The following is a 12,229-nucleotide window of genomic DNA, read 5'->3' on the forward strand; positions in this document are numbered from 1 at the left end:
GCCGTGACCCGGCGTGCCGGTGAGTCGTTGGTCACCCCGGTTGTGCACCGACCCCGGACAGCTGAGGACTCACATGCGCCCACATCTCCGGCTCGCGCTCGCGGTCTGGCTCTCGTTCGCCGTCGTCGCCGCGACCCTGACGCTCAATGCCCACACCGCGTCGGCCGGCACCGGACTGGGGGCGGACGGCCTCAAGAAGGCGTACGCCGCCACGGCAGCGAACGCGGTCGCGAAGAAGGCCGCCGACCCGATCGTGTTCAACGCCGACGGCACCCACACCCACCTGCCCGGAGCGCCGACGCACGACCACAACAACCCGCTGACGAAGAACTCGGTCACCCGGGTCACCGCGGCCGAGGCGGACGGCGACATCTCGGACCCGACGACGACGGCCCAGGCCGCGGCGAACGCCGCGGCGGCCGCACTGCAGCGCCAGCAGTCCGACCCGGCCCTCACCCACGTGCCGGTCGATCCCGCGCAGCCCACCGTCCCGACCGACCGCTACAACCTCTTCAACGCCTGCTACGGGCTGCAGTCGACCCTCAGCCACCGCTGGCTGAACGGCACCTCCTTCTCGGCGACCGACGTCACGGGCGCGACGCCGCTGTACTTGAAGCCGACCGACCTCGGTCGCTACCTGCTCTACAGCCCCGACCAGAAGTACCTCGGCAAGGTGGGCCTCCTCCTTCCGAGGATCGGCTACGCGGGCGCGCCCGGCGAAGAGGTCAACTGGACCGTGACCCAGGCGGCGCCCGGCCAGTTCCGGTTGTTCCTGCCGGGCTACGGCTACCTCGCGGCGTCCGCGACCCAGGCGGCGACGTGGGCGTCGGTCCCGAGCGACGCGACCCAGTTCACGCCGTACCGGACGACCGGCTGCACGACGTTCCCGGAGATCACCACGAACGTCGAGGGCGACCCGACCGCCGGCGTGAGCAGCTTCCAGGAGACCCGCGGGTACGTCGACGCGCACATGCACGGGATGGCCTTCGAGTTCATCGGGGGCGACTTCCACTGCGGCCGGCCGTGGTCACCCTGGGGCGTCACCGTGGCGCTGGCCGGCTGCCAGGGAGCCGATGCCGTCCTCGGCACCGCCGTCGAGTCGTTCCTCTCCGGCGGGGTGAGCACCGACCCGGTCGGCTGGCCGACCTTCAAGGACTGGCCGGCACCCGACGCCCTGACCCACGAGGGCACCTACTACAAGTGGATCGAGCGCTCCTGGCGCGCCGGCCAGCGGGTCATGGTGAACCTGCTGGTCGAGAACAACCAGCTCTGCATGCTCTACCCGGTCAAGCGGAACTCCTGCGACGACATGGACTCCGTCCGGCTGCAGGCAAAGGACATGTACAAGCTCCAGGACTACGTCGACGCGCAGCACGGTGGCCCGGGCAAGGGCTGGTACCGCATCGTCACCAACCCCGTCGACGCCCGCCAGGTGATCAACGCCGGCAAGCTCGCCGTCGTCATGGGGATCGAGACCTCGGTGCTCTTCGGCTGCCACATCCGGCTCGGCATCCCGACGTGCACCCAGGCCTCCATCGAGAAGCAGCTCGACGAGGTCCGGGCGATGGGCGTCACCCAGATGGAGCTGGTCAACAAGTTCGACAACGCGCTCGCCGGCGTCGCCGGTGACGAGGGCTCCACCGGCTACCTGGTCAACACGGCGAACACCCTCGAGACGGGCTCGCCCTGGCGGATGCAGACCTGCGACCCGAACGACCCCGAGATCCACGACAAGGACCAGGACAACTCCGCCCCGATCCCGTCGCAGGACGCGCTGTTCGGCGCGCTGCTGAGCGTGCTGCCGACCAACCTCTACAACCTGGTGCCCCAGCTCCCGCTCTACCCGGCCAAGCACCACTGCAACAAGCTCGGCCTCAGCGACCTCGGCACCGCCACGATCAAGGGCATGGTCGCCCGCAACATGATCTTCGACCCCGACCACATGAGCGTGAAGGCCCGGCAGCAGTCGCTCGACCTGATCGACCAGCTGCACTACTCCGGGGTCGTCTCGAGCCACTCGTGGTCGACTCCGGACGCGTACCCGCGGATCTACGGCGAGGACGGCTACATCACGCCGTACGCCGGCGACAGCACCGGCTTCGTCGACAAGTGGAGGCGTCACCTCGGCTGGGCCAACCCCGCGACGTACTGGGGCTTCGGCTACGGCGCCGACATCAACGGCCTCGGCGCCCAGGGCAACCCCCGGCCGAACGCGGCGGACAACCCCGTGACGTACCCCTTCACCGGCCTCGGCGGAGTGCAGGTCGGCCAGCAGGTCAGCGGCCAGCGGACCTTCGACATCAACAAGGACGGCGTCGCCCACTACGGCCTCTACGCCGACTGGATCGAGGACCTCCGCAAGCTGGCCGGCAACGACATCGTCGAGGACCTGGCCCGCGGGTCGGAGTCCTACCTGCAGATGTGGGAGCGGGCGTACGGCGTGGTGCCGAACGCCTGCACCAATCCCTCGTCGGTCAAGTCGGCATCGTTCTTCCACACCAGCCTTCCCGCCGGCACCGACTGGTGGACGGTGCTGCAGCGTGCCGGCCAGCCCGACCGGCGGCTGGACCGCCGGTTCACCTACTGCACCGCGACGGGCACGGCCACGGTGAACTTCGACGCGGCCGGCAAGGTCACCACTGTCACCGGCTGAGCAAACGGTTACCCGGGGGTAGCAATTCTCACACGGACGGCGGCTGACCCCGACCGCGCGCGCCCGTAGGCTGCTGCCCGTTACGTCCGCACACCGGCTCGCGCCGCAAGGTTGGAGTGAACGCAGTGACCTTCACGTTGATCCTGGGTCTCTTGATGACGGCCGTCACGCTGGTGCTCGCGGGACGCCGGGTCGGCTTCCTCACCCGGCTGATCACCAGTGGTCAGCCCGCCCCGGACCGGGTGGAGAACCTCACCAAGCGCACCGGCGCCGCGATCGGGAGCCAGCTCTCCGAGGTCCTCGGGCAGCAGCGGCTGCTCAAGTGGTCGGTGCCCGGCGCGGCGCACACGTTCGTCATGTACGCGTTCCTCATCCTGGCCAGCGTCTACCTCGAGGCGTACGCCGTGCTGGTCTCGCGCAACCCGGAGTGGAACTGGTTCATCTTCGGCAACTGGTCGGTGCTCGGCTTCGCCCAGGACCTGATCAGCGTGCTCTGCCTGGTCGGCCTGGCGACGTTCACCTGGATCCGGGTGAAGAACGCGCCGGAGCGGCTGGGCCGCAAGTCCCGGTTCAAGGGATCGCACCTGTCCGGCGCCTGGATCACCCTGTTCATGATCTTCAACGTCATCTGGACGCTGTTCCTCTTCCGCGGCTCGGTGGAGGCGCGCGACCTGGGCACCGACCGCGGCTACGGCAAGGCCGCGTTCGTCTCCTACGCGCTCGGCAAGGTGCTGCCGGACAGCACTGCCCTGATCAGCGTCGGCCTGCTGCTGCACCTCGGCGTGATGCTGGTCTTCCTGATCTTCGTGCTGAACTCCAAGCACCTGCACATCTTCATCGCGCCGCTGAACGTCATGTTCAAGCGGCCCGACGGGATCGCACTCGGCGCGGTCAAGCCGATGATGTCGGACGGCAAGCCGGTCGACCTCGACGACGTCGAGGACATGGACGAGGACACCAGGCTCGGCATCGGCTCGATCGAGGACTTCTCGTGGAAGGGCCTGCTGGACATGGCCAGCTGCACCGAGTGCGGCCGCTGCCAGTCGCAGTGCCCGGCCTGGAACACCGAGAAGCCGCTCTCGCCGAAGCTGCTGATCATGAACCTGCGCGACCACGCGTTCAAGGCTGCGCCGTACCTCCTCGCCGACAGCGACGAGAAGCGCGCCGCGCTCCCCGAGGCCGTCCTGGCGGAGGCCGGCCGGCCGCTGGTCGGCGCCACCGAGGGCGAGGCCTGGCACCCGACCGGCGGTGCCGTCATCGACGACGACGTGCTGTGGTCCTGCACGAACTGCGGCGCGTGCGTGAACCAGTGCCCCGTCGACATCGAGCACGTCGACCACATCGTCGACATGCGCCGCTACCAGGTGCTCGTCGAGTCGAACTTCCCCGCCGAGCTCAACGGGCTGTTCAAGGGCCTGGAGAACAAGGGCAACCCGTGGAACATGAACCCGAACGCCCGGATGGAGTGGGCGCAGGGGCTGCCGTTCGACGTGAAGGTCGTCGGTGAGGACGTCGAGTCGCTCGACGAGGTCGAGTGGCTGTTCTGGGTCGGGTGCGCGGGCGCCTACGAGGACCGGGCGAAGAAGACCACCCGGGCCGTCGCCGAGCTGCTCGACACCGCGGGCGTCTCGTTCGCGGTCCTGGGCAACGGTGAGACCTGCACGGGCGACCCTGCCCGTCGAGCCGGCAACGAGTTCGTGTTCCAGGGCCTCGCGCAGCAGAACATCGCGACGCTGACCGAGACGAAGGCGAAGAAGGTCGTCTCCACCTGCCCGCACTGCATGAACACGATCAAGAACGAGTACAAGCAGTTCGGCCTGGAGCTCGAGGTCGTGCACCACACCCAGCTGCTCAACCGGCTGGTGCGCGAGAAGAAGCTCACCCCGGTCGCGGCCGCCGCCGGGTCGGGCACCCGCTCGCTGACCTACCACGACCCGTGCTTCCTGGGCCGCCACAACCAGGTCTACGCCCCGCCGCGCGAGCTGCTCGACGTGATCCCGGACGCGCAGCTCAAGGAGATGCCGCGGAACTCCGAGCGGTCCTTCTGCTGCGGTGCCGGCGGCGCGCGGATGTGGATGGAGGAGACCATCGGCGAGCGGGTCAACGTCAACCGCACGCGCGAGGCCGTGGAGACCGGCGCCGACCAGATCGCCGTCGGCTGCCCCTTCTGCCGGGTGATGCTCTCCGACGGCCTGACCGAGGAGCAGTCCGCCGGACGTGCGCGGGAAGAGGTCGAGGTCCTCGACGTCGCCCAGCTGCTGCTGGCCTCGGTCAAGGGCGAGGCTCCGGTGTCCCGGGCGTCGTCGCCGAAGCAGACGCCCGTTGCAGCCGAGCCGTCCGCTGCTGACGCCACCCAGACCGACGACACCGTCACCGAGCCCGCGGACGTGGGTCCGGCGGCGCAGGCGTCCTCGGGCGGCTCGCTGTTCGACACCCCCTCTTCGGTGATTGAGCCTGTCGAGACCGAGCCTGTCGAGACCAAGCCAGCCGAGACCAAGCCAGCCGAGGGCGGCTCGCTGTTCGACCTGGCTCCGAGCGAGCCCGCAAAGGCGGCCCCTGCCGGGGCCCCGCCCGCCGCGAAGGCCGAGGCCAAGGCCGAACCGAAGGCGGAGACCTCGGGTGGTTCGCTGTTCGACTTCCCCGCGCCCGGCCAGGAGGAGCCGACCCCGTCGGAGAAGGCGCAGGCGGAGGCCGTCGCCGACGAGGAGCCGGTGACCTCCGAGCCGATCGAGGAGCCCACCGCCGCCGAGTCGAAGGAGGCCGGCACGGCTCCGGTGCCCGGGACCGAGATCGGCAGCGGCTCGCTGTTCGACATCGCCGGTCCGGCCGAGGGCGCACCGGCCACCGAGACCGCGGCCGAGGCGCCGACGGGTCAGGCCGAGGACGACGAGGCCGAGCCGTCCGAGGACGCAGCGGAGGCCGAGCCGCCCGAGCAGCCCGAGCCGGCTTCCTCGAGCGAGGCGCACCAGCCGGCGACGGACAAGAAGATCCCCGAGGGCGGGTCGCTCTTCGACCTCTGAGCCGCAGACCGGCGAGGAACGAGCCGGGCTGCGACGCGAAGAGGTTGAGCGAGCCTGCGGTTGAGCTTGCGAAGCCGCAACGGCGGGTCGAAACCTGAGCCGCAGACCGGCGAGGAACGAGCCGGGCTGCGACGCGAAGAGGTTGAACGGGTCGAAACCTCAGCCGCGGCGACGTGGCCGCGTAACTCCGGCTCGACCCGCGCCGTTGACCTCCTGACACCCAGGAGGACCCCGCGTGCGCTCACCCACCCGCCTCGTCGTCGTCGCCGTCTCGGCGCTCACCCTGGTCGCCGGCACCCTCAGCGGGGTCGCCACGGCCTCCCCCACGCGGGACGCTGCACCCGGCGCCGTACCGGCGGCGTCGCCCGCCAGGGTGATGTACTGGTCGCCCAGGCCGGCCGACTACCCCGGCACGACCACCGTCCAGGACCTCGCCATCCCGATGAGCGACGGCGTGGTGCTCCGTGGCGACCTGGTGCTCCCGGCCGACGCGAACGGCACCGCCGTGCCGGGCCGCTTCCCCGTGGTGGTGACGATCACCGCCTACAACAAGACGGTCACGGCCAGCGGCTTCGGGTCGACGCTCGCGGGTGCCGGGCCGGCGTACCTGGTGACGCGGGGCTACGCCCAGCTGACCGTCGATGCCCGCGGCACCGGGTCGTCGGAGGGCGAGTGGTGCGCGTTCTGCGCACGGGAGAACCAGGACGGCGCGGAGGTGATGACCTGGGCGCACCAGCAAGCGTGGAGCAACGGCGACACGGCGATGGTCGGCCCGTCGTACATGGGGATCAGCCAGATCTTCGCCGCGGCCGGCAAGCCGCCCGGCCTCAAGGCGATCTTCCCGCAGGTGCCCGGCGCTGACGTCTACCGCGACATCGTCGCCTCCGGCGGACAGCTCGACGTCGGCTTCATGCCGCTGTGGCTGGGGCTGGTGACCTTCACCGGGCTGTTCCCACCCGCGGTCACGGCGAGCGACCCGCAGTCCGGCTTCGCCGCCCTTGCCAGCCACCTCCTGGCCGCCGCGACCTTCACCGCGCCCCTGCTGCTCGACGCGGCTGCCGGCGCCGATCCGGCGTACGACGGACCGTTCTACGCCGAGCGCTCGCCGATCAACGTCATCGACCAGGTCGACGTGCCGACGTTCCTGATCAGCGGCGAGTTCGACCTCTTCCAGCGCGGCACGCCGATGCTCTTCGACCGGCTCCGCAGGCGCGGGATCCCGACGAAGCTGATCATCGGTCCCTGGGACCACCTCCAGGGCTCTTCGGGCGCCCAGGTCGGCGACGCCGGCTACGGCTCCCTCTCGGAGCTGCAGCTGCGCTGGTTCGACCACTACGTCAAGGGGTTGCCGGACCCGGCGCTCGACGGCGACATCGCTCCGCTGACCTACTACGAGCAGGGCACCGGCAGCTGGCAGACCTCGCAGAGCTGGCTGGGCGGCGACCGGAAGGCACTCACCTTCAAGCTCTCCGGCGGCGCCCTGCTGTCCGGCGGCAGGCTGACCACCGGCTCCGCGGCACCCGGCAGCGCCACGATGCTGCCGATCCCGGTCTCGGGCCTGTGCACCCGCTCGACGAACCAGTGGACGGCGGGGGTCCTGAACCTGTTGCCGCTGTCCAACCCCTGTCTGGCCGACAACCGGGTCAACGACCTGACCGGAGTCGTCTTCGACACCGACCCGGTGAGCACTCCGCTGCGCTTCCAGGGCCCGATCGACGCGCGCCTCTACACCTCGGTGCTGGGGCTGGTCGGCGACGGAATGCTCGCGGTCGCGGTCGAGGACGTCGCGCCCGACGGCACCGTCAGCCGCCTCACCGGCGGCTGGCAGGTGATCTCGTTCCGCGACCTCGACCCGAGCCGGTCGCGATACCTCGACGGCAAGCTGGTCCAGCCCTACCACCCGTTCACCGCGGCGTCGCGGCACGACCTGACCGGTGTCGCTCCGATCGACGTCGAGGTGTTCCCGACCGGGGCATCGATCCAGCCCGGCCACCGCCTGCGGCTGGCGATCCAGGCGTACGACGTGCCGCACCTGCTGCCCAACCTGACGCTGGCGCTCGGCGGGCTGTCCGCGATCACCGTCCACAGCGGCGGCCTGACGCCGTCGTCCCTGACCGTCCCGGCGGTGACGACGCCCTGACAGCTGGTGATGCCACGCTGACATCGGATGATGTCGGATATTGCTTGACGTGACACCATGATGATGTCATCGTGGTGCACATGGACATCACCCCCTACGTGGAGCGCCTCCGCCACGACCTGACCGAGGCCGCCGCCGCGGGCGACGAGCAGGTCCGTGACGCCGCCGAGCGCCTTGCCCGCGCCCTGGACCCGAGCATGCGGCTCGCCCTGATGGAGACGCTGTCGCAGGCGGCAGCGGAGATCACCAGCGAGATGCGCGCGGGCTCGGTCGACGTCCGCCTGAGCGGGCGCGACCTCGAGTTCGTCGTGGAGGACGCGGCCCCGACACCCTCCGCCGCCCAGCCGGCCGCGACCCAGCCGCCCGGCGCAGGAGACGAGGACGACGACGGCGCGACCGCCCGGATCACGCTCCGCCTCCCGGAGAGCGTCAAGACCCGCGCGGAGGAGCTGGCGACGAGGACCGGCAGCTCGCTGAACACCTGGATCGTCAACGTGCTCCGCGCGGCGACCCGGGCGGGCGGCATCAACATCGACATCGACCTGTCCAGCATCCCGTTCCTCGAGGGCACCGACCCGTTCGGTCCCGGACGCGGCGGACGCCGCGGCACCCGCCGGATGACCGGCTGGGTCTGAACCCACCAAGGAGAAGCAGATGAACAAGACCTTCCAGACCCCCGATCCCGTCGAGCTCTACGCCGAGCTCGGCTCGGGGACCCTGACCGTCGAAGCGCGCGAGACCTCCGAGTCCGTGGTCGACATCACCGGCCCGCGCGCGGACGACTTCACCGTCGAGTCGCACGGCCGCCACCTCGTCGTGGTCCCGCCCAAGGGCCGCTTCCTCGGCCTGGACACCGGCTCGCACACGGTGCGGATCGTCGTACCGACCGGCAGCGACCTGGCCACGAAGACCGGGTCGGCCGACACCGAGACAACCGGCAGCCTGGGCGCCCTCAGGCTGAAGACCGGCTCGGGCGACGTCGACGTCGAGCGCGCCGAGCGCTCGGTCGTCATCGACAGCGGCTCGGGCGACATCCGCTGCCACGAGATCGGCGCCGAGCTGCGAATCAAGAGCGGCTCCGGCGACGTCGATCTCGGCGACGTCCGTGGCACGACCGGGATCTCCACGGGGTCCGGCGACGTGGTGATCGGCGTGGTCCACGAGCGCACCGTCGTCAAGACCGGCTCCGGCGACCTCGAGCTCAAGCGCTCGGAGGCCGACGTCAGCCTGACGACCGCGTCGGGCGACCTCGTCATCGGCCTCGCTCCGCGCGGCAGGATCGCCGCCAAGAACGTGTCCGGTGACGTCCGGGTCGGCATTCCGGCGGGCACGCCGGTGTGGACCGACGTCAACACCGTGAGCGGCTCGGTCGCGAGCAACCTGCAGAGCACGGGCAGGCCGGCCGAGGGCCAGGACTACGTCGAGCTCCGGGCGAGCACCGTCAGCGGCGACGTACGCCTCCTCCAGGTGTGAGGGGACACCCGTGCGCGAGCAGGACCGGTCGCCCATCGCGGCCCAGCAGACAGACACACACCAACGCGAACACGAGAGGAGGAACCGCCATGTGGGAGAACCCGATCCTCCAGAGAGAGCTGGCGAACCTGATCATCTCCGAGCGGGTACGCCGCGCCTCCAGGCGTCGCAAGCACGACCTCCGATGAGCCCGCTCTGGTCGCGCCGCGCCGTGCGCGAGGCGATGCTCAGATCCGGGTGCGGTGGAAGTTCGCGTACGACTTCGACGGCGTGGGGCCCCGCTGCCCCTGGTAGCGCGAGCCGTACTTCTCCGACCCGTACGGGTGCTCCGCCGGCGACGAGAGCCTGAAGAAGCACAGCTGCCCGATCTTCATGCCGGGGTAGAGCTTGATCGGCAGGGTCGCGACGTTGGCGAGCTCGAGGGTGACGTGGCCGCTGAAGCCGGGATCGACGAACCCCGCCGTCGCGTGGGTGAGCAGGCCGAGCCGGCCGAGCGACGACTTGCCCTCGACCCGGGCAGCGACGTCGTCGGGCAAGGAGACCACCTCGTAGGTGGAGCCCAGCACGAACTCCCCGGGATGCAGGATGAACGGCTCGTCCCCGTCGGCCTCGACGACCCTGGTCAGGTCCGACTGGTCCACGGCCGGGTCGATGTGGGGGTAGCGGTGGTTCTCGAAGACCCGGAAGTAGCGGTCGAGCCGGAAGTCGATGCTGGACGGCTGGATCATCGACTCGTCGTACGGCTCGACGCTGATCCGCTTGGCGTCGATCTCGGCGAGGATGTCGCGGTCGGAGAGCAGCACGCGAGCACACTACCGCCGCCGCACCGCGGTGGTTGGGCCTGTCGAACCCCTGCCAGAATCCCTCCATGCCGTTCCACCGCTACGTAGCCCTCGGCGACTCCTTCACCGAAGGGGTCGGCGACCCGGACCCGGCACGCCCCAACGGCCTGCGCGGGTGGGCCGACCGGGTCGCCGAGGTGCTGGCGACCCAGGCGCCCGCCGACTTCGGCTACGCAAACCTCGCCATCCGCGGCCGCAAGCTCCGCGAGATCATCGACGAGCAGGTCGAGCCCGGGCTCGGTCTCGAGCCCGACCTGGTGACCATCCACGGCGGCGGCAACGACGTCCTGCGCCCCCGGGTCGACCTCGACGCGCTCGCCGCCGTGTACGACGAAGCGGTCGGCCGGCTCACCGGCAGCGGCGCCCGCGTGGTGGTGTTCACCATCGCCGACCCGGGCATCAACCCGGTCTTCCGGATGATCCGCGGGCGGACGGCCGTCTTCAACGAATGGGTCCGGGAGATCGCCGACCGGCACGGCGCCACGCTCGTCGACATGTGGCGGATGCGCGGGTGGAAGGTCAGCGAGGTGATGGACGAGGACCGGCTGCACCTCAACCCGGTCGGCCACCAGGCCATCGCCATCGCGGTGCTCGACGCGCTGGCCGCCGACCACGCGCTTGCGCCGCTCCCGCTGCCGCACGTCGCCGAGCCGTCGGCACGTGAGCGGCGCGCCCAGAACCTCGCCTGGGCGCGGCAGCACGCCGTTCCGTGGGTGCACCGGCGGCTGACCGGTCGTTCCTCCGGTGACGGCGTCCTGCCGAAGCGACCGGTGCTGGCACCGATCGCCCCGGCCTGAACGACGTCGGCCGGTCCGTCCGGGTCAGCCGGTCTTGGTGGCCTTGATCTCGATCACGAACACCAGCGTGTCGGTGCCCTTGATGCCTGCCTGCGCGCTGCCGGCCGTGCCGTACCCGTACTTCGGCGGGATGCTCACGACCAGGCGGGCGCCTACCTTCTGACCGACCAGCGCCGCGCCGAAGCCCTCGACGACGTCGGTGGTCGCGAAGCTGGCCGGCTGCTTGCCGTAGCTCTGGTCGAAGATCTTGCCGGTGCGCCAGTTGGTGCCCTGGTAGTCGAGCGTGACCGTGTCTCCGGCCTTGACGACGTCGCCGGTGCCCGGCTTGAGCACCTTGAGCAGCAGGTCGGCCGGCGGCTTGGAGTCCGGGAGCTTCAGGGTGGGCGTGCCGTCGGCGCCGAACGTGACCGTGGGCGCGCCCTGCTTCCACTCCTGCGGGACGAGCTGCTTCTTCTCACCGATCACGTCGGTCACGATCACCAGGCTGTCCGAGGCGGTGATCCCGAGCTGGGAGTTGCCCTGCTCGCCGTACATGTCCTTGGCGGGCGCGGACACGACGACCCTCGAGCCGATCGGCACGCAGTCGATGCCCGCGGTGAACGCCTGGATCATCTGCGCGTCACCGACCGTCAGGCTGACGGGCTGGCTGCCGAGCGCCTTGCCGTCCTTGCCCAGGTAGACGCTGATCAGGACGTCGAGCGTCTCGCCCGACTTGGTCGTCGCGCCCTTGCCCTTGTCCAGGACGGTCCGCTCCAGCCCGGAGGCCTTCAGCGGCGTCGTGAAGGTCGCGGTCTGCTTCTGCCCGAACGCGCCGCTGACCTTGACGCTGTCGCTGGTGGCGCCGGAGGAGAAGGTGCTGCAGCCGTTGGCGTCCTTCGTCGGCGAGGAGCTGCTCGAAGGACTGCTCGAGGACTTCGCGGTGCTCGAGGTCTTGTCCTTGCTGTCGCTGCCACACGCTGCCAGCACGAGTGCGGAGGCTGCGAGCAGGGCGACCGGCGCGAGCCGACGCAGGGTGGTGGTGCGGAACATGGGAGCTCGATTCATCGACGACGTGATCTGGGACAGTCTCGCAAGTTCCCCAAAGCAGCCTTGCAGCGGCCTGTGCCGGAGCTGTGCGACCGCCCGCAGACGGGGTGCGTGCGACCGTTCGTCGTCGGCTACCATCACACCTCGTCGGAACTTGCTCGCGCCAGAGTACGGCCGACGCGCGGATGTAGCTCAGTTGGTAGAGCGCGACCTTCCCAAGGTCGATGTCGCGAGTTCGAATCTCGTCATCCGCTCCAAACCCGGTGGTTGAGCCTGTC

8 protein-coding genes and 1 tRNA gene are annotated in these 12,229 nt (G+C 70.2%); 7 read left to right on the plus strand and 2 right to left on the minus strand.

What is annotated here, in order from left to right; translation table 11 throughout:
- The first annotated feature begins 73 nt into the window (after positions 1-73).
- The 5 genes from ACVW00_RS19565 (at position 74) to ACVW00_RS19585 (ending at position 9,286) form a co-directional block, all read left to right on the plus strand.
- Positions 74-2,653: a hypothetical protein gene (locus ACVW00_RS19565; protein ID WP_457112564.1), complete on the plus strand. Its 2,580-nt coding sequence runs from the start codon at positions 74-76 to the stop codon at positions 2,651-2,653.
- Positions 2,654-2,778: 125 nt separating this feature from the next.
- Positions 2,779-5,673 carry a heterodisulfide reductase-related iron-sulfur binding cluster gene (locus ACVW00_RS19570; protein WP_457112565.1) on the plus strand — a complete coding sequence of 965 codons (2,895 nt, stop codon included), beginning with the start codon at positions 2,779-2,781 and terminating at the stop codon, positions 5,671-5,673.
- Positions 5,674-5,908: 235 nt separating this feature from the next.
- Positions 5,909-7,813 carry a CocE/NonD family hydrolase gene (locus tag ACVW00_RS19575; protein ID WP_457112566.1) on the plus strand — a complete coding sequence of 635 codons (1,905 nt, stop codon included), beginning with the start codon at positions 5,909-5,911 and terminating at the stop codon, positions 7,811-7,813.
- A gap of 80 nt (positions 7,814-7,893) precedes the next feature.
- Positions 7,894-8,448 (plus strand): toxin-antitoxin system HicB family antitoxin, encoded by a 555-nt coding sequence (locus tag ACVW00_RS19580; RefSeq protein ID WP_457112567.1) that lies wholly within the window; start codon positions 7,894-7,896, stop codon positions 8,446-8,448.
- 19 nt (positions 8,449-8,467) lie between these two features.
- Positions 8,468-9,286, plus strand: coding sequence for a DUF4097 family beta strand repeat-containing protein (locus ACVW00_RS19585; RefSeq protein WP_457112568.1), 819 nt, complete (start codon positions 8,468-8,470; stop codon positions 9,284-9,286).
- A 227-nt stretch (positions 9,287-9,513) separates the two neighbouring features.
- Here ACVW00_RS19585 and dcd read toward each other — a convergent pair whose 3' ends face one another.
- Entirely contained in the window at positions 9,514-10,089 is a 576-nt protein-coding gene (gene dcd / locus ACVW00_RS19590) for a dCTP deaminase (RefSeq protein ID WP_457112569.1), read from the minus strand.
- 65 nt (positions 10,090-10,154) lie between these two features.
- On the opposite strand from dcd, the gene ACVW00_RS19595 reads away from it, so the two are divergent.
- Complete coding sequence (locus ACVW00_RS19595) at positions 10,155-10,925, plus strand: SGNH/GDSL hydrolase family protein (RefSeq protein ID WP_457112570.1); 771 nt, start codon at positions 10,155-10,157, stop codon at positions 10,923-10,925.
- A gap of 24 nt (positions 10,926-10,949) precedes the next feature.
- On the opposite strand, the gene ACVW00_RS19600 is transcribed toward ACVW00_RS19595, so the two are convergent.
- On the minus strand, positions 10,950-11,954 hold the full coding sequence (locus ACVW00_RS19600; protein ID WP_457112571.1) for an FKBP-type peptidyl-prolyl cis-trans isomerase: 1,005 nt from the start codon (positions 11,952-11,954) through the stop codon (positions 10,950-10,952).
- 178 nt (positions 11,955-12,132) lie between these two features.
- On the opposite strand from ACVW00_RS19600, the gene ACVW00_RS19605 reads away from it, so the two are divergent.
- Positions 12,133-12,208: transfer RNA gene (locus ACVW00_RS19605), tRNA-Gly, on the plus strand.
- The last annotated feature ends 21 nt before the right edge of the window (positions 12,209-12,229 follow it).

The sequence above is a fragment of the Marmoricola sp. URHA0025 HA25 genome (genome assembly GCF_054059435.1).